Genomic DNA, 21,081 nt, shown 5'->3' on the forward strand with positions numbered 1-21,081 from the left:
CTTCTCGGCGATCGGCTTGAAGCCTTCCGCCAGCGCCGTCTCACCGACGCCCTCCTCGGAGATGAAGGAGACGCGCATGAAGAACATGCCGGTGTCGAGATCGTCGAACTGGCTGGAGTCGACGATGTTGCAGCCCTGTCCGGCCAGATAGTTCGAGATCGCCGCAACGATCCCACGCGTCGATTTGCACGCAACTGTCAATACATAGCTCGTCATGTCTCTTCTCTTCTATCCCGAGGATGTCCGCCTGCTTAGATGAAATCGGAGGTCTGGGAAATACCTCCCCCCAGCCATGTTTCGACGGATATTTAGGCAGGATGACAGGCAAAAAGCCGTTCCCGTTGCGTCTTCGAACGGCGTATCCCCGCCTCAGCCGCTGGTTGCCAGCGAAAGCTCTTGTGGCCGTTTCGCCAGACTTCCCTCGTTGAATTTCAGGAATCCCACAAGAAGCCAGACGAGCCCGGCCGTCTTCATGGAGAAGATCGCCGTCGAGCCGATCATCAGATTGAGGAAGAGGAAAAGGGAAAGCGCATGGCCGAGGCGTCGCTGATTGACCGTTTCGCCCCCCGGATAGAGCGAGGCGTAGAGCCAGAACAGGATCAGGCCGAAGATGGTGGCGCCATAGATGATGTAGACATATCCGCTGTCGAAAAAGATGCCGACCTGATCGAGCTGCAGGCCGATCATGCTCTGAAGATCCATGCCGAGGAACGCTTTCACCGTGCCATTGATGCGCCCGACGAAATTATCGCCCGTCACGCTCGGCTCGAGCGCGTGAATGACGAAGCCGACTACGATGATTCCGGGCATCGTCAGCAGGTCGAGCGTCTTGGGAAGCCATGGATAGATGAAATAGCCGGCAACGCAGACGAGGCTGAAAATCAGCATCGTGCGCGTGTCATTCGTCAGCAGGATGAGCACGACCGTCGAGAAGAATAGCAGACGGTCGAATAATCCCAGGCGATTGGAAAAGCTGATCAGATACAGCACCATCACGCCGCAGAAATTGGCAAGCGAGACCTGCTCCAGGAAGATGGAGGACGATCGGTGGTCGATCAGGCCGAAGGAGAACCGGCCCTCGAAGCCGAGCGCGCCGCGAAACAGGCCGATGTCGCTATAGGTCGCCGGCGGCACGCCGCGCGTATTCTGGAAATATTCGGCCGGATGGAACAGCGCGACATATTCCTTGACCGAAACGATTTCCAGGACAAGCACGGCAAGCACGATGAAGCATGAAATCTTGAATGCGAGCTTGACGGTGCGCTCATTGGCCAGCCGCCCCATGATCGAAAAGGCGAAGATGATCATCACATTGCGGAGATGATCGATATAGGCCTGCTTGTTGATGGCGATGACGAAGATCGTCAGCACGATCGTCAGCAGCAGGTAAAGGAGTGGCGCTATGTCCTCCTCATATATGCCCTTCGTCAGCAGATAGGTGAAAGCGGCGACCTGCAGCAATATTTCGGACAAGACGACCGCGCTCGGCGTCAACGGCGTGATATTGTGATTGATGAAGGCCAGGATGCAGTTATAGCAGACCGCCAGCAGCGAAATCGTGAGAATGACGAAATTGATCGGCTGCTTTTCGCCTGAACGTTGCATGAGATATCCGAGGTCGTGGCGTCTTCACTGGCCGCCGCAACATATCAGCCCGATGATTCGCGACAAAGGGCCGGGTTGCCGTCAGCGGTCATTTCGTCGGCCTGACCAGCGCGCATGAGGTCGCCAGCGATACTTTTCGATTGAGCCCCTCGGCAAGAACCTTCATCTGCGGCTTGTCGCGACCATTGCGCGGCTGGACGTTGAGTGGTTCCTCAGGCGGCCACCAGTCACCAGCAGCCCAATAGGTCCAGCCGAGCCAGACGTCGCTGTTCGCGTCTATGACGTCAAGCATCTGCTTCAGGCCATCGAGGCAACCATCATTGGCGGCGACGCCGAATTCGCCCAGAAATCCGCGTTTGCCGTTCTTGCGCAGCCAGTCGGTGACGTCGTTCATGCCCTTCACGGCATTGTCGGCGCCATCGCAGACCGGATGCGTGCCGGAACTGTCGGAATCCAGATATTGGTGAAATTCGAAGGCGTAGAAATCAAGCGGATCCTTGACGCCGAGCATCACCGTTCCGTTTGCGCCACCGCCAAGCACATCGGCCGACCAGCTGTGCGCGCCCGTCCAGTTCGTGCCCGGCACGAGAATGAGATTGCGAGCGCCGACGGTACGGATGCTGCGGATCGCGGTATTGGCAAGTTCGAGCCAATCGGGCGCCTTGAGGTCGTGCGGCTCGTTCATCAGGCCGAAGGCGACGCCCTTCCGATTGGCGAATTCGACTGCAAGCCGCGCCCAGAAATCGCCGAAAGCAAGATCGGTCGCGGGAGGCTGTTTGAGCTGGGTCTTGTCGTAATAAGCATAATTATGCGGATCGAGAACGACCGACATTCCATGTTTCTGGATGAGGTCGACGGCATCCTTCAGGCGTTTCATCTCGTTCCCGTCAAACGGCGCCCCTAGCACCGGCTGCAGCCGTTCCCAGCGGAAGGGAAGGCGGATCGTATTCATGCCTTTTTCGGCGAAATAGCGCACGGTCTGTTCGGACGGATAGGTGTAATTGACATTGACGACCCCGCCGCGCTCCCCATACTCAGCCCCGGAGAGATTGACGCCGCGATAGCACAGTTGCGTGGCCGCGAAGGCGCCTCCAGCGTCCGTCGTGAAAGCAAGCATGACGGCCGCCGCCAGCAGGCGTCGCAGAGATTTCGTCATCGATGCGGTCATGGCATGTCCCTGTCTTCCACGCGGCTATGGCTTTTCATAGGAAGTATGGTGTTGAGCAATGATGAAAGGATGGGTTGCGTTGATGCCCGTGACGCGATTTCCTGAAAGCGTCCTTAATGTTCCGTTAGCCAAACCTTTCTAAACTTCAGGCGTCTGCTGCGTGGAATTCGCCCGCGAAGCACTGAAAGTCTGCAATGAGCTCAATGGAACGAAGCCAGCGATCGGACCGACTTGCGGGTTGGCGCGACACCGAGCCGTCTGATGCACGGCGCGATGGCGTGCGCCCGCGCAGTCCTGTCTTGCGTCCCCGGGATTTCGTTGTCGCAGGCGAGCCCGTAGCAAATTCCGAAGAGCCCAAAGCGCCTATCGCGGATGCCGCCGTTTCGCAAAGCCCACCGAAGCGATCCGATTTAGAGGAGCGGGTGGTTCCGCGCCCCATTGCCGAGCCGGTTGTTGCTGTGGCGATGTCGACCGTCGAGCAGGTTGTGGTTCCTCCGGTGTCTGCCGCTGCTCCGGCAGCATCGGTACCGGCGGCAAAGTTGCCGTTGCTCGATCTCCGATCGGCCATCGCTTCAATCTGGGCGAAGAAACTTGTCGTTCTTGCCCTGGCAGGCGCCGGCGCTGTCCTGGGCGGCGCTGTCATTCCGCTGATCCCGCAGAAATTCACCGCCGAGACCAGCCTCTATTTCGACCCCCGCCCGGTCGGAGGCTCCGATTCCGCCCAGCAGGCTCCGACGCCACCTGAATTGATCACCACGATGATCGAAAGCCAGACGCAGATCCTGTCTTCGGGCAAGGTGCTTGGCCGCGTCGTCGATGCATTGAGGCTCGATCAGGATCCGAAATTCAATGGCGGCGCCACCGGCGAGGCGGCAAAATATGTGGCCACGGCCGCCCTGGCGAAAGCCGTTCAGATCGCCCGCGAATCCAGTACCTATGTCGTGACTGCGAAAGTGACGACGGGCGATCCGCAGAAATCGGCTGGGATCGCCAATCAGCTCGTCACCTCCTTTCTGGAGGAAGAGAGCAAGGCGGCGTCTAACAGCTTCAAGAGCAGCAATACGGCGTTGGATAGCCGCCTCGAGGATCTGCGCCAGCAGGTACTCTCAGCCGAAAAGGCTGTCGAGACCTACCGCGCCGACAACGATATGGTGGCCGTCGAGGGCAATCTGATTTCCGACAAGCGCCTGACCGCGCTGAACGACCTGCTTGTCACCAGCCAGCAGAAGACGATCGAGGCGAAAGCCCGAGCCGATGCAGCCGGAAAGCTCAGTTTCGAGGAAGTCGTCTCCAACAATCCTTCGTCGGGGGTGACGTCGACCGCATTGAGCAGTCTGCGGCAGCAATATGCGACGATGGCAGCCAATGTCGGAAGCCTGCAAAGCCTGCTCGGCGCCCGCCACCCGCGCCTGCTCGCCGCGAAGTCCTCGCTGGAAAGCCTCGCCGCGGAAATCCGGGCGGAGCTGCAGCGGCAGATGACCTCGGCCCGCGCCGATTACGAGCAGGCGCAGAAGGCCGAGCAGGATATCGCCAAGGAGCTTGCCGTGCAGAAGGCCTCGCAGGTCAATACCTCGGGCAAGCTCGTCAGCCTGAACGAGCTGCAGCGCAAGGCGACCGCGGCGCGCGATCTTTATGAATCGCTTCTGAAACGGTCCGGCCAGGCGAGCGATGCTCACGATCTGTCGCAGAGCAATATCCGCGTGATCTCCGAGGCGGAAGCGCCGCTGAAGGCCGATGGGCCGAGCCGCAAGGTAATGATGGTGGCCGGGCTTATCGCCGGAGCGATCTTCGGTGCCGGTCTCGGCATGGCCTTTGCCATTCTCTTTGGTCTGTTCCGGCATCCGGTTATCCGCAGCTATTTCGGCAAGTGACCACCGTTCCATCTTTTCGTTTCGGCGGCTTTTTCAGCATTGAGGATGCAATTGCGCGCCGACTGTTCTAAATGTAAATCGGCGCTGCAGATGATCGGATCTTGCTAATGGAAGCGCGATCTGCTCATTACGCGTTGTATGATGCTTTGTGAGACAATCTATGCGAGAAAAGCGGTGCGCTGCTCCGATGACTGGCGCCAGGGAAAACTGACCGATGGTGCCCGCGGATAAACTCGTTCTGCCGTTTCTGGCTTTGCCGCGCTCTACCAAGCGCGCGCTTGCGCTGCTGGTCGATGCCAGCCTGTGCGTACTGACGGTCTGGTTTGCTTACTGTCTCCGCCTCGACGATTGGGTCATTCTCGAAGGCGTCGAGTGGCTGCCGGCCATCGTCTCTCTTCTGCTCGCCATTCCGATCTTCATCGTTCTCGGCCTTTATCGTGCGATCTTCCGCTATGCCGGTCTTTCGGCATTTGTGACGGTCGTCAAGGCGGTGGCGATCTATGCGCTCGCCTTCATGACGGTTTTCACCGCGATCAGCGTGCCGGGCGTGCCGCGCACGGTCGGTATCTTACAGCCGCTGCTATTGCTGATCGCGATCGGCCTGTCGCGCATGTGGACGCGCTACTGGCTCGGTAACGCCTATCAGCGCCTTCTTAACCGCAATCAGCTTGGCAAGGTGCTGGTCTACGGCGCGGGTGCTTCGGGACGCCAGCTTACAGGCGCCCTTGCCAACAGCGCCGAACTGAACGTTGTCGGTTATCTCGACGACGATCGCAATCTGCATGGTAGCATCATGGGCGGCCTGCCGATCTACGATCCTGCCGATCTGCCGGCGCTCGTGGTCTCGGGCGAGATCAAGGGCGTGCTGCTGGCCTTGCCGAACGCCACGCGGCAGCGGCGCAACGAAATCCTCGAAGATATGCGCAAGGCCCGCGTCACCGTGCGGACCATGCCCGATCTGACGGCGCTTGCGCAGGGCCGGGTCGCGGTTTCGGATCTGCGCGAGCTTGACATCGAAGACCTGCTCGGCCGCAACGTGATCGCTCCCGACCGCGGCCTGATCGAGAAGAACATTCGCGGTAAGGTCGTCATGGTCACCGGCGCTGGCGGCTCGATCGGCAGCGAACTCTGCCGCCAGATCCTGAAGAACGGCCCGTCCGCCCTGCTGCTGATCGAGCAGAGCGAGTTCGCCCTTTACGCCATCCATGGCGAGCTGGAGAAGACGGCCGCTTCCGCCGGTTATGCCGATATACGGATCATTCCCTTCCTGGCGTCCGTGCGGGATGGCCACCGGATGAGGCAGATCATGCAGGCCTGGCGGCCGAAGACCGTCTATCATGCCGCCGCCTACAAGCATGTGCCGCTCGTCGAATACAATCCCGCCGAGGGTATCCGCAACAATGTGCAGGGAACGCAGATAGCGGCCGAGGCCGCGCGCGATCATGGTGTCGAAAATTTTGTCCTCATCAGCACCGACAAGGCCGTACGCCCGACCAACATCATGGGTGCTAGCAAGCGGCTGGCGGAAATGGTGCTGCAGGCGATGGACGCCGATCGCAAGCCGGGCACCGACAGTACCAATTTCGCCATGGTGCGCTTCGGCAACGTGCTAGGCTCCTCCGGTTCGGTCGTGCCCCTTTTTCGCCAGCAGATCCGCGACGGCGGGCCGATCACACTCACGCATCCCGATATCACCCGTTATTTCATGACCATTCCCGAGGCGTCGCAGCTTGTGATCCAGGCGGGCGCGATGTCGGGCGGCGGCGACGTATTCCTGCTCGACATGGGCGAACCGGTGCGCATTGCCGATCTCGCACGCCGCATGGTGGAACTGTCCGGTCTGACTGTACGGGATCAAGACGAGCCTGATGGCGATATCGAGCTCGAAATCACCGGCCTGCGACCAGGCGAGAAGCTCTATGAAGAGCTGTTGATCGGCGACAACCCGCAGCCGACCAGTCATCCGCGCATCATGCAGGCCAAGGAAGACTTTCTCCCATTGCCGGAGCTGTCGAAGCGGCTTGCCGCACTTGAGGCGGCGCTGGATGAAAACGACATTCCTCTGGCCAGAACGCTGCTGCAAAATCTCGTTTCCGGCTATACGCCGAGCAGCGAAGTGGTCGATCTGGTCTATCGCGAGCGCGAGACGGATCTGACTGTCGACCAACCGAACCTTGATAACGTCGCGCAGCTATAGACGCGCGTCCCGTCACGACACCGGCGCCTCCTGGAGCAACTCCAGGAAAAGTGCGCAGCGGTTTTCCGGTCCGGCTTGGCGCAGCAGCTACCGTTTCATCGCGATGGCGTAGTTCCAGCGGCGCACCTGATCGCAGGTGCGGAACCAATGTGCCGTCAGCCGCAACAGGGGGTGCCGCTTTACGGCGCGGTAATGCACGCGCTTGCCGATCGTGGTATCGGCGCGATGGGGGCTGAAGTCGACAAGATTTTCAAAGGTCGTGAATGTCTCGACGCCGGTGGACCAACCGCGTTCCAGCGCGACGTCATAGGGAAGAAGCATGGGCTTCAGCGTCGTCAGCAGCTTCTTTGCAGCCTTGCGGTTGACGATGTAACAGGCAGCCGAGCCCTGCGGACCATGCATGCAGCGGCCGACAACGTCATTTTCACTGGTTTCGTGGATCGGTTTGAAGCCGACGAGACGATGGTTGACGAGTTTGACGAGACGGGCGCCTTTGGCGCCGTCCATCGCCGCGATCGCGCGCGGTATCAGCCTTTCGTTGAGCTCAACGTCATCTTCGATGATGATCGCCATCCTGTCGCCGCTGGCGACAAATTGCTCGAGGGCGATGAGATGGCTGCGATAGCATCCATATTCTCCCGGCAGGAGCTTACGGCCGTTATGATACATGAATGAAGGGGGGTGGAAATCGACGCGATCCGCGTCAGCGATGACGCGGCCGTCGACAGCGGGAATGCGGGTAATATGCAGATCGAATTCGACAGCCTGCTTGCAGAGCCGCTCCCAGCGATCACGCGAGCGATCGAGGTTGATGACATAGATGCAAACCTGCTGAGCGATATCGTCAGCGGTCCCGGGATCAGGGAAGGGAGGAACACGATTAATCTGTTCGAGAATGACTGTTACTCCTGCAAACAGAAATCGCGGCGACTGCAACTGAGATGACAATTTCCATACTATATAACATGCTTATTACTTGTCGCAAACGGCTGTCGCACGCCTGTGTTGTATTTGCAGATAAAAGCATTTTTTTTGGTGTAACGTAGCGTGAATGGCCGGCCGCGGCTGGAGGGAAGCCGTCGCTTGCGCGGGATTTTGATCGGGGAACCCGTTGGCGCATGACTGCGGCCCCACTATATCTATAGTATGCGGCGTATGATCGTTGCGCTCGCATCTGCAAAGGAGCGTAGCAGTTCATGTGGGTCAAATCGAAAATCGCCATTGCTGCCCTGTCCTTTGCAGCCTTGATGCCGGCGGTCGCCCTTGCCGACAATCCGCTCCTGCCCAAGCCATATGTCGCTCCCGTCTATCCTTACAAGGACCTTCCCGGGGTTACTGCGCCGAAAATGGCTGATGACGAGAAGTTTCAATGTCATACTGCCACTGTCTACGCGGATTATTTTCACGAGGGACCATTCTATCGTGGGCTGCCGCGCCTCGGTTACGTTTGCGATCAGAATGGCGTCATTTCCAGCAGCACCAGAAAACCGAACTACCAATATTGGCAGTATAACGGCCCGGACAGATAAGTCGCAGGCACTTTGCCGATTTAAGCAGCAGCGTTGAGCGCCATCGCAATCAAAACGAGCGCGGCTTGCGCGTCAATGTCGCGCAAGTTTTGTCATTTTCTGAAAATAAATTTCATGTTTCTCGTAAAATGCGCGAACGTCGTTGACGAATGCGAAAATTTGTCCCAAGCTTACGAAAATAAATTACGTAATGGGAACTCAAAAGCATGCGCGTTGGAATCATTGGGCTGGGATTCCGCCTGGGCTACCTGGGCTATGTCTTCAAGGCGATCGATGAGAGCTTCGAGATTGCTGGCTATGTCGATCCGGCGCCGGCAGGCCTGCCCGGTTTGACCGAACGGGGCATATCGGCCGGGAAGGCCTATGCGACGCCCCAGGAGCTGATTGCCAACGAGAAGATCGATCTCCTGATGATCGGCTCTCCGAACCACATGCATCTCGATCACATTCGCGTCGGCCTCGAAGCCGGCCTCAAGATCTTCTGCGAAAAGCCGATCGTCACGACGATCAAGGACAGTATCGAGCTCGCCCGCCTGATGGCGAAATTCGGCCATGAGCGCCTGAATGTGGGCTTGGTGCTGCGCTATTCGCCGATGTACCGCGATCTCCTGGCCGCCCAGGCCGAAGGAAAGCTCGGCCATGTGGTTTCGATCGAGGCGGCGGAGCACATCGAGCCCTATCATGGCGCCTTTTTCATGCGTGACTGGCGCCGCTACGAACATTATTCCGGCAGCTTCATGCTGGAAAAATGCTGCCACGACCTCGATCTCTACAATGGTGTAGTCGGTGCGCGGCCGGAGCGGGTTGCAAGCTTCGGCGGCCGCAAGAGTTTCATTCCGGAAAACGACCCGGCACGGGAAGGCATCAACGATCTTGAGCTCTTCCATCGCAAGCCGAGCGGCTGGATGGGGTCGGACAAGGTCTTCGACAGCGACGGCGATATCATCGATTACCAGGTGGCGATCGTCGAATATGCCAATGGCGTCGGCATGAACTTCCACACCAATCTGAATGTGCCGGACCAGTTCCGCCGCTTTGCCATCATGGGCTCTCGCGGCATGGCCGAAGGTGATTTCATCCGCGGTTACTTCAATGTCCACGAGATGCTGACCGGCAAAAAGGTAATCGAAAACACTTACGCGGCCACCACGCTTTCGCAGCATTATGGCGCCGACGAGCAGATGGCCGCCGATATCATCTCGCACGTCAAGACGGGCCTGCACCTGCCTGTGTCGACCCAGAATGCGCTGGAGGCGGGCATTCTGGCGCTCTCGATGGATGAGGCGCGCATGAAGAGAGCCGTCGTCGATCTCCGACCGATCTGGGACGAGTTCGACGAAGCGCTTCATTCAAGAGCCGCCTAGGGAGGGGCGCGGGATGGGTGTTCAACGCAGCACGGTCATCTTCGCCTGGCTCCTGCTTTTTCCGGCTCTCCTCTATGTCACCGTCATCGTCGCCTATCCGCTGGTCGACACGATAATCCTGTCCTTCACCGATGCGTCGTTGAAGAAGGTGACGAATTGGGTTGGGTTCGAGAACTACGCGAAGATCTTCAACGACACCTTCGCAGGCGTCATCGTCCGCACCTTCATCTGGACCTTCTTCTCCGTGTCGATCAAGATGATCATCGGCACCTTAGGGGCGGCGCTCTTGAACTCCGCCGTTCCGGGCCGCGCGCTCTTCCGCGTGCTGACCATGCCGCCCTGGATCGTGCCGATGGCGATCGGCATCTTCATGTGGGGCTGGATGTATAATGGCCAGTTCGGCATGATTTCCGGCCTGCTGCAGCGCTTCGGCATCGTCGATAGTCCTGTCGCTTTCCTTGCCTATGGCAGCACAGCCTTCTGGGCGACGATCGTCACCGACGTCTGGATCGGCGTGCCGATGGTCACTCTCTATATGCTGGCGGCCATGCAGGCGATTCCGCACGATCTCTATGAGGCGGCCTGGACGGATGGCGCCGGCCGCTTCTATCGCTTCCGCCGCATCACCCTGCCGCTGTTGGTGCCGTCTCTGGTCACCATGTCGATGCTCTCGCTGATCTCGACCTTCAATTCCTTCGACATCATCTGGATTTTGACCCGCGGCGGGCCGAACGGCGAAACGACGACGATGATCATCGACACGTACCGAACGGCGATCGGTTCCTACAAATATGGCGAGGGCGCTGCGCGTGCGGTGCTGATCTGCATCTTCCTGTCGCTCTTCTGCCTTGCCTATTTCCGCCTGACCAGCCGCTTTTCCACGGGAGCCAAGCAGCGATGAGCCACCCTTCGATGATCCATCGCTACAAGTGGTATGAGCTTATCGGCATTTATGCTGGAATCCTGCTCTTTCTGGCTTTCGTGCTGGCGCCCTTCATCGAAGGGTTTCTGGTGTCACTAAAGCCGCTTAGCCAGCTCTTTTCGTCGCCTTACCGCTTCATCCCCGAGAACGGCTCTTTTACGGCCTATCGCACGATGTGGACGAGCGTGCCGGGTTTCGGTTGGTATATCTTCAACTCGTTTCTGGTTTCCGGATCGATCACCATCATCGTGCTGATCCTCGTCGTGCCGGCCGCCTACGCCTTCGCCCGTTTCGAATTCAAGGGATCCGGCCTGCTGCTCGGCGCGTTCCTTGCGGTCAAGATGTTTTCCGGCGCCGTGCTGCTTATCCCGCTGTTCCGGCTCATGCGTTCCTTCGGTGTGCTGAACACCTATTTCGCCATGATCGTGCCGGGAGTGGCCTTCATCATTCCCACGGGAATCTGGCTGCTGCACACCTATATCCGCCGCATTCCGCGCGAGCTGGATGAGGCGGCCTATGTGGATGGCGCAAGCCAGCTCTATACGCTGCGGCGTGTCATCCTGCCGATCGCCATGCCCGGCATCGTCGTCGTTGCGATTTCCTCATTCATCGAGGCCTACGCGCAGCAGTTCATCTATGCTCTTACCTTCAATTCGAAGACGGAATACATGCCGCTGCCGGTTGGGCTCTTTGCCTATTTCGGCCGGCAGGAGGTCGTCTGGAATGAACTCATGGCCGCAAGTTTCGTCGGCATCGCGCCGGCTCTGGTCGTGATCTTCTTCCTGCAACGGTATCTCGTCAGCGGTCTGACCGCCGGCGCGGTGAAGCAATAAAATCAAATCAACCACCAGAGAGAACGGGAGCTTAAACGTGACATTCCATTTCAAGACAGGGCTTCTCGCCCTTGCTTTGCTCGGCTCCACCGCGCTTGGCGCCGTAAACGCCCAGGCGGCCGACAAGGAAATCAGCTGGATCTATTGCGGCGACAGCATCGATCCGATCCATGTGAAGTACATTAAGCAGTGGGAAGACAAGAATCCGGGCTGGGCCGTCAAGCCAGAGCTCGTCGGCTGGGAATTGTGCCAGGATAAGGCGACAACACTCGCTGCAGCCGGCACGCCGGTCGCCATGGCTTATGTCGGCTCGCGCACGCTCAAGCAGTTCGCTGACAACGATCTGATCGTTCCGATCCCGATGACGGACGACGAGAAGAAGGCCTATTATCCGGGGATCGTGAATACGGTCACTATCGACGGACAGCAGTGGGGCACGCCGATCGCTTTCTCGACCAAGGCGCTCTACTGGAACAAGGACCTCTTCAAGAAGGCCGGTCTCGATCCGGAAAAGCCGCCGACCACCTGGGCCGAGGAAATTGCCGACGCCAAGACGATCAAGGAAAAGACCGGCATTCCCGGATACGGCCTGTCGGCCAAGACCTTCGACAACACCATGCACCAGTTCCTGCACTGGGTTTACACCAACAACGGCAAGGTGATCGACGGCGACAAGATCACCCTCGACAGTCCCGAAGTTCTGGCAGCTCTCCAGGCCTACAAGGACATCACACCTTACTCGGTCGAAGGACCGACGGCCTACGAGCAGAACGAAATGCGCGCCATCTTCCTCGATGGCAAGGTCGGCATGCTCCAGGCCGGTTCCGGCGCTGCCTACCGCCTCAAGGAAACGAAGATCAACTGGGGTGTGGCACCGCTGCCGCTCGGCCCGTCGGCCAAGGGTCCGGGCACGCTGCTCATCACCGACAGCCTTGCCGTCTTCAAGGGGTCTGGCGTTGAGGACAAGGCGATCGAATTCGCCAAGTTCATCACGTCTCCCGGCCCGCAGGGCGAGTACGAACTCCAGGGCGGTGCCGGCCTTACGCCGCTGCGCCCGTCTCCGATGGTTGACGAGTTCGTCAAGAAGGATCCTTCCTGGAAGCCGTTTATCGACGGCATCGCCTATGGTGGTCCGGAGCCGCTGTTCAAGGACTATAAGGGCTTCCAGAACGCCATGATCGCCATGGTCCAGTCGGTCGTAACCGGCCAGGCCCAGCCGGCAGATGCGCTGAAGAAGGCCGCTGCCGATCTCGAGCAGTATAAATAAGTCTGCAAGTCACCGGGCCGCGCGCGCATCGCGCGCGGCCTTTGGAGCCCTGCCCGCCAGATGGCGGCGCCGCGCGGAGACAGAGTTTGGGAAAGCTGCACCTTAATCAGGTCAAAAAATCTTACGGTCATTTCGAGGTCATCAAGGGCGTGGAGCTCGACGTCGATGACGGTGAGTTCATCGTTTTCGTCGGCCCATCCGGCTGCGGCAAGTCGACCTTGCTGCGCATGATCGCCGGTCTCGACGATGTGACCGGCGGCGACATCAAGATCGATGGCGCCCGCGTCAATGATCTGCCGCCCGTCAAGCGCGGCATTGCCATGGTCTTCCAGTCATATGCTCTCTATCCGCACATGTCGGTATTCGAGAACATCGCCTTCCCCTTGCGGGTGGAGAAGATGGCGGAGGACAAGCTCAAGGCCAAGGTCGAGAACGCTGCCCGCATCCTGCACCTCGATAAACGCCTGCAGGAAAAGCCGGGCCAGTTGTCCGGCGGCCAGCGCCAGCGTGTCGCCATCGGCCGTGCCATCGTGCGCGAACCGAAGATCTTCCTTTTTGACGAGCCGCTGTCGAACCTTGATGCAGCGTTGCGTGCCGATATGCGCATCGAGCTCGCGAAGCTGCACCGCCAGCTGCAGGCAACCATGATCTATGTGACGCATGATCAGGTCGAGGCCATGACCATGGCCGACCGGATCGTCGTCTTGAACGCCGGGGAGATATCGCAGGTCGGTGCGCCGCTGGAGCTCTATCATAAGCCGGCCAATACCTTCGTTGCCCGCTTCATCGGCAATCCGAAGATGAATTTCCTGCCCGTCACCTGCACTGGCGTCAGCGATGCGGGCGTGGAGGTGGACTACAAGGGACAGAAAGCCCTGCTGCCGGTGACGCCGCGCGCCGGCTTTGCCGGCAAGCCGCTGACGCTCGGCGTTCGCCCGGAGCATGTCCAACTCGGAGATGGCGATCTGACCTTGACCATCGTGCCGACGGTCGTGGAGCGGCTCGGCGCCCAAACGGTCGCCTATGCGACGGCCGATGGCATCGATGAGAATTTCTGTGCGACGTTGGAGGGCAGTGCGGCCATCCGCATGGACGCCCCGCTCAAGACCGGCATCCGCCTTGGCGATTGCCACCTGTTTGACGAGAATGGCCAGGCCTTCGAGCGGCGGGTGGAACTGGCCGAAATCGACATGGACCTGCTGAACCGGGCCGCCTCCTGACGGGAGGTGGCCTCGGAAGCAATCGGCGGATGGCAGATAGCCCTACCAGACCAAACCGCGAGCCGCCACGTCTTCGACGCGCGTCACCACACCATCGCGATGGAACACCATCTGGTCGAAGAGATTGGAAACGACGCAGGTGTGGTTCGGGATGATGCGGATCTTGTCGCCGATCTCAGGACGAGGGCCGGCGCAGTTCGACAGGTCGATGACGCCGTGCTCTTCCGATAGCCCTTTGATGATTGCATCGGGATATCCGACCACCTGGCCATAATCGGCAAAGCCGAGAAGGTCTGAGGTCAGAGCCTTGGAGCCGGCATCGATGACGGCACGGTCTTCGGTCGGGCGCGAAACGACGGTGGCGAGGACGTGCATGGCGCAATCCTCTTCCCGGCAATGGCCCGCACGCACCATGGAGCGGTCATTATAGATATAGGTCCCGGCGCGATGCTCGGTGGCGGCCGTGACGAGATGCGCCTCAAAAAGGCTCGGCGTACCGCCATTGCTGACAATCGGGCACTCGATGCCATCATTCTTCAGCAGCGCCACCGCTTCAAGGAGGAAAGCCTGTGTTGCGGCGGCGTCGTTCGGCTTCGGATAGTTCATCAAGCCGCCGAAGACGAGACCGGGCTTGCCGGCAATATGCTTGCCGAGAGCGGCCGCCTGCGTGGGTGATTGCACGCCGCAGCGCGCGCCGCCGGTATCGCATTCCACCAGCACGGTCAGCGGTTTGCGGGCGGCGAACCAGTCGGAGAGGCCATCCACCGTCACCATGCTGTCGGCCACGACCTTGAGGCCGGAAATACGGTCGTTCAAAGCCGAAAGCCGCGCAAGCTTCTCAGCCCCGAGAATATTGAAGGTGATCAGGATATCCTCGAAGCCTGCCTTGGCGAAGACTTCCGCCTCTGTGATCTTCTGGCAGTTGATGCCCTTTGCGCCGGCGGCGACCTGGGCATGCGCCAGTGCAGGGATCTTATGCGTCTTGATATGCGGGCGGAAATTCAGTCCATGCGCATCCATATAGGACTGCACGCGAGCAATGTTCGCAGCCAACCGGTCTTCGTCGATGATCGGGCGCGGCGTGGAGAGGTTATCGATCGTGTCGCCGGGCTTGGGGCCGATTTCCAAGGCGATGTCGTGAGCGATACTGGAAGCCATGTCAGGCATCTTTCCGTTCTTCTGCAAAGGGGTCCGCCACCATCGGCCAGATATCCTTTCGCGCGCGGCGGTAGGGCGTGCGCGCCGGATTGTTGGGATAAGGCGTTCCCGCGGAGCAGTAAAGGATCTGCGATGCGATCTTGGAGAAGGAGGCGTAGAAGTGATTGGTCGATTTGATGACCAGGATCTTCTTCGTTCCGGGATCGATGTCCATGACGGAAAACAGGCTGGGATCGAAGCTCTGCGCGCGCGTCGAATTCAGGATGATGTCGATACCGTCGAGCTGAATGTGCGCGGCATCGCCAAAAGGAGCGAAGCTTTCGCCGAAACGCATCTCCGCATTCGGAACGAGCCGAACGATCTTGACGAGACCGTCGATCGGATTACCCGTACCCGGCGCCGATTTCGCACCGAAGCGTAGCGGGATTTCCGCGCCTTCACCGGCCGCCATGCAGATCTGGACGGCCATCGGGTCCCAGATCGTGCCGATCGCCGTATCGGTAGCGCCGCGGTCGAGCAGTTCCTGCAGGATGACCGTAGCATCGCCTGCCGTGCCGCCGCCGGGATTATCCCAAAGATCGGCGATGACGACAGGACCCGAGGCAGCAGCCATCGCCTCGCTCACCGCCTGCTTCTCATCGATCTGCGGCATGATGAAGGTGCCGCGCTTCGAAAAGAGTTCCAGGCCAAGATCGCGGGCGATTGCAGAGCCTTTATCCGGCTTATTATCGGTGACGACGAGCAGCTTTGTGCCCATTTCGGGTACATCGCCAGCCATGAAGCCGTGAATGACGGAGATGGACAGAATGTCCGCATCGCTCTTTTCCATCGCCTTGATCTTGTCGACGAAGGAGCGCATGGGATCGCGCGAGGTCGGAAACACATCGATCATGCGGCAGTCGAAGACGGACATGACCGGCTTTACGCGGCCTTCCAGCGTATCCATGGCGATGCGCCAGAGGTCCTCGGCGCGGTCGACGAAATCCGTATGCGGGAATTCCTTGAAATAGACGAAGAAATCAGCGGCTGCGCGACGCTTCGCCGTCAGATGGCTGTGGGGATCGAGCTCGGCGCAGACCAGGATATCAGACCCGACGATCTCGCGCACGCGCGACAGGAAATCACCCTCCGTATCCTCGTAACCATCCGCAACCATGGCGCCGTGCAGCCCGAGAACGACGGCATCGACAGGCATCGCCGCGCGCAATTGCTCGAGAATTTCGTCGCGCAGTTCCTCATAGGTACGGCGATTGACAAGCCCCGCCGGGTCGGCCCAGGTGGCGGTGCCCTCGATCACCTCCCAGCCCTTTTCCGCCGCGATGCGACGACCGACGGTGATCGGCGCCGTACACAGCGTCGGCGTTTCCGGATGCATGCCGGGCGGCGCATAGAGAGAGGCTTCGAAAGCGCGCCGATCAACGCAGATGGGGGAGAAGGTATTCGTCTCGGTCGCAAGGGCCGCGGTGAAAATGCGCAACGCTGTCGCCTCTATTCCATGGGATTCGGCAGGTAACCGGTAAAGCCGCAGATCTTCCAGCGTCCCTCGTGCAGGCGGCAATAATAAAGTGTCTGCCACTTCAGAACGTCGATGCCGCCGTCCGACTTCTTCAGGCTGCCGTCGAACTTCTTGCGCACCAGCGCCATATCGCCCTCGATTTCGATGTCTTCGAGCGTCGTCGTGGTAAAGATGGCCGTGCGCGGATCTTCGGCGAAGGATTGCGTGGCGAAGTCGCGCGCCTGGCGCAGCCACTCGTCACGATAGGCCGACAACGTTGGGAAGGCGAGACGCCATTTATCAGGGCTGACCTCGCGCTTTCCGTCGATGCCGATGAAGCCTTCCTCGACGAAATCACCCGCGACCTTCGACCAGTCGGCGGCAAGAAAGGCATCGATGTCACGCGGAACGAGCATCTCCCAGATCGAATGCCTGGCGGTATCGTTGGCAGGGAAGGGATTCTTGAAAGGATCACGCATAGTATCCGCCGTCATTTAAATTCTTTTCATAATTTGCGATTTTCACTGGTCAAATTCTGCTTTTTATGGTCATTTGTCAACGTATCAAGAAAATAATTTGCAGGAACCGCATGCTGGCCATCACATGTCACGGTTCCGGCGAAATGGGAACGAATGACAAGCCGCATCTGTGCCCGCGCCAGTCCACAGGCGCCGGCGGGATCGAGAAGATTGAGATGGATCGTGTCGCCGACTACGTGTCAAACGTGGGTGAACCAGCGACAAAGGGGGGCTGATGGATATCTTCACGACCATGCAGGACGAGAGGGGCCGGCTTTCACAATCGGAAATCCGTATCGCCGATATCGTCCTCAATGATTTCGAATTCGCCGTCAATGCTTCCATCATCGAGCTGGCAGGTAAGGCCGACGTCTCGCCCCCCACGGTGACGCGCTTCTGCCGGCGTCTGGGCTGCGAGAGCTTTTCCGATTTTAAGGTGCAGCTCGCGCGCACCGCCTATGTGGGCATGCGCTATCTGAAGCCCGAGCCGAAGAGCATTGCCCCGGCCGACGTCGCACAGGACATTATTACCAAGGCGCAGAACGCACTCTTCCTGCTGCATCGCGGTCTGGACGTTGCGGCGATCGAGCGGGCGGCAAACCGGCTTGCCGGTGCCGAGATGATCTATGCCTTCGGCTCCGGCGGCAATTCCTCGATGATCGCGACTGAGCTGCAAAACCGCCTGTTTCGGCTCGGCCTTCGTATTACCGCAAGCTCCGATCACAGTATGCAGCTGATGATGGCGGCTGCCGCCAAGCCGGCGGACGTGTTGATCGGCTCGTCCTTCTCAGGCCGTAACGCCGAGCTGGTGCGCGCCTTCACGCTGGCGCGCGAAGCCAAGATTCCGACCATAGCGCTGACGCAGAGCAACAGCCCGGTCGCCCATGCCGCGGAAATCACATTGCCCGTCGATCTTCCGGAAGGTGACAATATCTATCGGCCGACATCGACCCGCATCGCCTATCTCGCCGTAGTGGACATTCTCGCCAGTCTGGTCGCCTATCGCATCCAGCCGCAGGCCACGGTGACGCTACGTCGCATCAAGCAGCAGCTCGTTGCTCACCGTGATGGCGACGATCGCCAGCTGCTGGGGGACTAGCCTTCAAGACCTGATTAGAGGGAAGCATATGAGCAAATCCGTTGCCATCGTCACAGGGGCGGCCGGCGATATCGGCCGTGCCATCGCAAAACGCCTGGCAGACGACCATGACGTCATCCTGCTCGTTGATATCGACGAGGCGGCAGTGCAGACGGCGGCGCAGGCTCTCGGCCCTGCGGAACGTTTCGTGCCATTCAAGGCGGATATCACCAGTGACGGCGATGTTGCCGCCATGGCCAAGGCGGCATCGGGATTGGGCGGATTGAGGACGCTGGTCAACAATGCCGGTGCTGCTCGCGCCGTCAGTCTTCAAGATACGACGCCTGCCATATGGCGCGCCGACAATGCCCTTAATCTAGAGGCGGCTTTCCTCTGCTTCCGCGCCGTCGAGGACATGCTGAAGGCGTCGAAGGGGTCGGTGATCAATATCGCCTCCGTCAATGGCATGGCCGTCTTCGGCCATCCGGCCTATAGCGCCGCCAAGGCCGGGCTCCTGCATTTCACCCGGCTGGTTGCCGTCGAATACGGCAAGTTCGGCATCCGCTCGAATGCGGTCGCGCCCGGCACCGTTCGTACTCAGGCCTGGGAAGTCCGCGCTGCAGCCAATCCCAATGTCTTTGAAGAGGCGAAGCGCTGGTATGCGCTGCAGCGCGTCGTCGATCCCGTCGATGTCGCCAACGCCGTATCATTTCTCGCAAGCCCGCTTGCCGCGGCGATCACGGGCGTGTGCCTGCCTGTTGATTGCGGCCTGACGGCGGGGCAGGCGGAGCTCGCCCACACCTTCTCGCAATCCGAACATTACTGACGCACGCCGGCAAAGGGGAACATCATGCAGCCGTCCTCCTATCATCTCGAAAACACCTGGTCGCCCGAAGGCGGAAAGCATGGTCGATTGACACTGACCCTCTTCAATTTCTCGGATGCGCCTCTTGAGAATTTCCGTCTCGCCTATACGACCCTGACGCGTCTCGTTGATCCCCAAGCCTGCGACAACGCCGTCTTCGTCCGCCGCAATGCCAATTTTCATGAGTTTGCGCCGCCGGCAGGCCTGTCCATCGCACCCGGAGGAAGCTGGACGTTCACCGTCTCGGCACTTCACCGCATAGCGCGCCATTGCACCGACGGCGCCAAATCCGCCTATGTGACGCTGGAAGACGGCACGCATGTCACGGTCTTCACTTCGGATTTGTTGCTCGCCGATCGCGTCAGCGAGCCGCCGCCGGTGCTGCTGCCGGAAGGCAGGCTTGAGCTTCCCTACGCAATCCAGCCGTGGCCGGCGGAGATCGACGTTAAGCCGGGCCAAGATTTTCCGGTTGTGCTCTATCCTGCCGAGGGTTCTGATGCCGCAAGCGTCAAGGCTCTGGCTGCGGCGCAGGCGCTCTTCCGCCGCCTCTTTCCGTCCAATCACATCCCCTTCAGCCTCATCGCTGCGCCGCAGGGTAGGGCGCTGCGGTTTGTCGAGCGTCCGGCACTGGCCCGCGAAGCCTATGAGCTTTCCTTCTCCGGCGATGAAGTCGTACTTTCCTTCTCCGCCGAGGCGGGCCGCCTCTATGGCCTGACGACGCTGGCACAGCTTCTCGATGGCGCGCGGCGCGAGCCCGGCAAGTTCCGCTTCCCCGTATCTGGCGTGATCGCCGACCGGCCGCGCTATGGCTGGCGTGGCTGCCACCTCGACGTCTCGCGGCAGTTTACGCCAAAGGACGACGTCCTGCGCCTGCTCGACATTCTCGCCTGGCTGAAGCTTAATATCTTCCACTGGCATCTGACTGACGACGAGGCCTGGCGGCTGGAGATCCGCGCCTATCCGCAACTGACCACCACCGGCGTGCTGCGCGGGCCGGACGAGCCGCTGTTGCCGCAGCTCGGCAATGCTGCCGAGCCGGTCGGGGGCTTCTATTCGCAGGATGACGTTCGCGAGATCGTCGCCCACGCCACGGCGCTCGGCATCGAGGTGATCCCGGAAATCGACATTCCCGGTCACAGCACCGCCACCCTTGTCGCCCTGCCTCACCTGACGGACGGGCAGGAGGCTCCCGATAGCTATCACTCCGTTCAGGGCTTCCCGAACAATGCGCTGAACCCCGCCATCGAGCTGACCTACGAGTTTCTCGCCAAGGTCTTCGACGAAATGGTCGAGCTCTTTCCGTCCGAATATATCCATATTGGCGGCGACGAGGTCGCCAATGGTTCCTGGCTCGCTTCACCGCTCGCACGCAAGCTCATGGAAAAGGAAGGCATATCAGGGACATTCGCGCTGCAGTCTTATTTCCTCAAGCGCATCAAGGCCATGCTCACCGAGCGCGGCCGCAAGCTTGCCGGCTGGAACGAGGTTGCCCATGGCGGCGGCGTCGATCCGGAAGGCACTTTGCTCATGGCCTGGGAAAAGCCCGAGGTCGGCATCGAGCTTGCGCGCGAAGGCTATGAAGTCGTGATGACCCCGGGCCAGGCCTATTATCTCGACATGGTGCAGGCCGACGCCTGGCAGGAGCCGGGTGCGAGCTGGGCGGGCACGGTGCCACCGGCCCATACCTATGCCTACGAGGCCGAGGGCGATTTCCCGGATGAGCTGAAGCATCTCATGAAAGGCGTGCAGGCCTGCATCTGGCAGGAGAATTTCATCTCCCGCGACTATTTCAACCGCCTCGTTTTCCCGCGTCTGCCCGGTATTGCCGAGGCGGCCTGGACGCCGAAGGCGCAGAAGGATTGGTTGCGCTTTGCCGCCATCGTGCCGCTGAGTCCGAAGCTTTAGGGCATATCGCGCAAAAATGTGCAGCGGTTTTGCGACAACCACATGCGCAAAATGAAAGACCTAAAGCGCGGGAAGCGAATCTGAAA

Annotated in this window: 18 protein-coding genes; 11 read left to right on the top strand and 7 right to left on the bottom strand. The window is 59.8% G+C overall.

Going from position 1 to position 21,081, the window contains the following annotated elements; translation table 11 throughout:
- The 3 genes from AC13RE_RS17635 to AC13RE_RS17645 all read right to left on the bottom strand — a co-directional run.
- On the bottom strand, nt 1-216 hold a 216-nt coding region (locus AC13RE_RS17635), incomplete at its 3' end, for an ACT domain-containing protein (RefSeq protein ID WP_488562889.1).
- Between the two features lie 153 nt (nt 217-369).
- Nucleotides 370-1,605 carry a hypothetical protein gene (locus tag AC13RE_RS17640; protein ID WP_488563899.1) on the bottom strand — a complete coding sequence of 412 codons (1,236 nt, stop codon included), beginning with the start codon at nt 1,603-1,605 and terminating at the stop codon, nt 370-372.
- An 88-nt stretch (nt 1,606-1,693) separates the two neighbouring features.
- Nucleotides 1,694-2,773, bottom strand: a complete 1,080-nt coding sequence (locus AC13RE_RS17645) for a glycoside hydrolase family 5 protein (RefSeq protein WP_488563900.1) — start codon at nt 2,771-2,773, stop codon at nt 1,694-1,696.
- A 194-nt stretch (nt 2,774-2,967) separates the two neighbouring features.
- Here AC13RE_RS17645 and AC13RE_RS17650 point away from each other — a divergent pair, with 194 nt between their 5' ends.
- Nucleotides 2,968-4,644: a GumC family protein gene (locus tag AC13RE_RS17650; RefSeq protein ID WP_488563901.1), complete on the top strand. Its 1,677-nt coding sequence runs from the start codon at nt 2,968-2,970 to the stop codon at nt 4,642-4,644.
- Between the two features lie 214 nt (nt 4,645-4,858).
- On the top strand, nt 4,859-6,841 hold the full coding sequence (locus AC13RE_RS17655; RefSeq protein WP_488563902.1) for a polysaccharide biosynthesis protein: 1,983 nt from the start codon (nt 4,859-4,861) through the stop codon (nt 6,839-6,841).
- An 87-nt stretch (nt 6,842-6,928) separates the two neighbouring features.
- Here AC13RE_RS17655 and AC13RE_RS17660 read toward each other — a convergent pair whose 3' ends face one another.
- Nucleotides 6,929-7,789 (bottom strand): glycosyltransferase family 25 protein, encoded by an 861-nt coding sequence (locus tag AC13RE_RS17660; protein WP_488563903.1) that lies wholly within the window; start codon nt 7,787-7,789, stop codon nt 6,929-6,931.
- Between the two features lie 248 nt (nt 7,790-8,037).
- Here AC13RE_RS17660 and AC13RE_RS17665 point away from each other — a divergent pair, with 248 nt between their 5' ends.
- The 6 genes from AC13RE_RS17665 (at nt 8,038) to AC13RE_RS17690 (ending at nt 13,976) form a co-directional block, all read left to right on the top strand.
- Nucleotides 8,038-8,370, top strand: a complete 333-nt coding sequence (locus AC13RE_RS17665; RefSeq protein ID WP_015338447.1) for a hypothetical protein — start codon at nt 8,038-8,040, stop codon at nt 8,368-8,370.
- A 206-nt stretch (nt 8,371-8,576) separates the two neighbouring features.
- On the top strand, nt 8,577-9,734 hold the full coding sequence (locus AC13RE_RS17670; RefSeq protein ID WP_488563904.1) for a Gfo/Idh/MocA family protein: 1,158 nt from the start codon (nt 8,577-8,579) through the stop codon (nt 9,732-9,734).
- A gap of 13 nt (nt 9,735-9,747) precedes the next feature.
- Nucleotides 9,748-10,635: a carbohydrate ABC transporter permease gene (locus tag AC13RE_RS17675; protein WP_015338449.1), complete on the top strand. Its 888-nt coding sequence runs from the start codon at nt 9,748-9,750 to the stop codon at nt 10,633-10,635.
- The gene (locus AC13RE_RS17680) at nt 10,632-11,489 is read left to right on the top strand and encodes a carbohydrate ABC transporter permease (RefSeq protein WP_041677164.1); all 858 of its coding nucleotides are present in this window, start codon (nt 10,632-10,634) and stop codon (nt 11,487-11,489) included. Before AC13RE_RS17675 ends, AC13RE_RS17680 begins: the two co-directional genes overlap by 4 nt.
- A gap of 37 nt (nt 11,490-11,526) precedes the next feature.
- Nucleotides 11,527-12,756 (top strand): extracellular solute-binding protein, encoded by a 1,230-nt coding sequence (locus AC13RE_RS17685; protein ID WP_488563905.1) that lies wholly within the window; start codon nt 11,527-11,529, stop codon nt 12,754-12,756.
- Between the two features lie 86 nt (nt 12,757-12,842).
- Entirely contained in the window at nt 12,843-13,976 is a 1,134-nt protein-coding gene (locus AC13RE_RS17690; protein ID WP_488484341.1) for an ABC transporter ATP-binding protein, read from the top strand.
- 42 nt (nt 13,977-14,018) lie between these two features.
- Here the strand turns inward: AC13RE_RS17690 and AC13RE_RS17695 are convergent, their stop codons facing one another.
- Genes AC13RE_RS17695 through AC13RE_RS17705 form a run of 3 tightly spaced genes read right to left on the bottom strand, consistent with a single transcriptional unit; the run spans nt 14,019 to nt 17,108 of the window.
- Nucleotides 14,019-15,134: a D-TA family PLP-dependent enzyme gene (locus tag AC13RE_RS17695; protein WP_488563906.1), complete on the bottom strand. Its 1,116-nt coding sequence runs from the start codon at nt 15,132-15,134 to the stop codon at nt 14,019-14,021.
- Nucleotide 15,135: 1 nt separating this feature from the next.
- Nucleotides 15,136-16,611 carry a M81 family metallopeptidase gene (locus AC13RE_RS17700; protein ID WP_488563907.1) on the bottom strand — a complete coding sequence of 492 codons (1,476 nt, stop codon included), beginning with the start codon at nt 16,609-16,611 and terminating at the stop codon, nt 15,136-15,138.
- 11 nt (nt 16,612-16,622) lie between these two features.
- Complete coding sequence (locus AC13RE_RS17705; RefSeq protein WP_132721152.1) at nt 16,623-17,108, bottom strand: hypothetical protein; 486 nt, start codon at nt 17,106-17,108, stop codon at nt 16,623-16,625.
- Between the two features lie 274 nt (nt 17,109-17,382).
- Here AC13RE_RS17705 and AC13RE_RS17710 point away from each other — a divergent pair, with 274 nt between their 5' ends.
- Genes AC13RE_RS17710 through AC13RE_RS17720 form a run of 3 tightly spaced genes read left to right on the top strand, consistent with a single transcriptional unit; the run spans nt 17,383 to nt 20,995 of the window.
- Nucleotides 17,383-18,246, top strand: a complete 864-nt coding sequence (locus AC13RE_RS17710) for a MurR/RpiR family transcriptional regulator (RefSeq protein ID WP_132721124.1) — start codon at nt 17,383-17,385, stop codon at nt 18,244-18,246.
- Nucleotides 18,247-18,274: 28 nt separating this feature from the next.
- Nucleotides 18,275-19,051, top strand: a complete 777-nt coding sequence (locus tag AC13RE_RS17715) for an SDR family oxidoreductase (RefSeq protein WP_488563908.1) — start codon at nt 18,275-18,277, stop codon at nt 19,049-19,051.
- Nucleotides 19,052-19,075: 24 nt separating this feature from the next.
- On the top strand, nt 19,076-20,995 hold the full coding sequence (locus tag AC13RE_RS17720) for a beta-N-acetylhexosaminidase (protein WP_488563909.1): 1,920 nt from the start codon (nt 19,076-19,078) through the stop codon (nt 20,993-20,995).
- Nucleotides 20,996-21,081 lie beyond the last annotated feature (86 nt).

The sequence above is a fragment of the Martinezella sp. CNPSo 3959 genome, from assembly GCF_057784355.1.

Coding starts and splice junctions, on each gene's coding strand:
- AC13RE_RS17640 (WP_488563899.1), bottom strand. CDS start 1,605: ATGCAACGTTCAGGCGAAAAGCAGCCGATCAATTTCGTCATTCTCACG.
- AC13RE_RS17645 (WP_488563900.1), bottom strand. CDS start 2,773: ATGACCGCATCGATGACGAAATCTCTGCGACGCCTGCTGGCGGCGGCC.
- AC13RE_RS17650 (WP_488563901.1), top strand. CDS start 2,968: ATGAGCTCAATGGAACGAAGCCAGCGATCGGACCGACTTGCGGGTTGG.
- AC13RE_RS17655 (WP_488563902.1), top strand. CDS start 4,859: ATGGTGCCCGCGGATAAACTCGTTCTGCCGTTTCTGGCTTTGCCGCGC.
- AC13RE_RS17665 (WP_015338447.1), top strand. CDS start 8,038: ATGTGGGTCAAATCGAAAATCGCCATTGCTGCCCTGTCCTTTGCAGCC.
- AC13RE_RS17670 (WP_488563904.1), top strand. CDS start 8,577: ATGCGCGTTGGAATCATTGGGCTGGGATTCCGCCTGGGCTACCTGGGC.
- AC13RE_RS17675 (WP_015338449.1), top strand. CDS start 9,748: ATGGGTGTTCAACGCAGCACGGTCATCTTCGCCTGGCTCCTGCTTTTT.
- AC13RE_RS17680 (WP_041677164.1), top strand. CDS start 10,632: ATGAGCCACCCTTCGATGATCCATCGCTACAAGTGGTATGAGCTTATC.
- AC13RE_RS17695 (WP_488563906.1), bottom strand. CDS start 15,134: ATGGCTTCCAGTATCGCTCACGACATCGCCTTGGAAATCGGCCCCAAG.
- AC13RE_RS17705 (WP_132721152.1), bottom strand. CDS start 17,108: ATGCGTGATCCTTTCAAGAATCCCTTCCCTGCCAACGATACCGCCAGG.
- AC13RE_RS17710 (WP_132721124.1), top strand. CDS start 17,383: ATGGATATCTTCACGACCATGCAGGACGAGAGGGGCCGGCTTTCACAA.
- AC13RE_RS17715 (WP_488563908.1), top strand. CDS start 18,275: ATGAGCAAATCCGTTGCCATCGTCACAGGGGCGGCCGGCGATATCGGC.
- AC13RE_RS17720 (WP_488563909.1), top strand. CDS start 19,076: ATGCAGCCGTCCTCCTATCATCTCGAAAACACCTGGTCGCCCGAAGGC.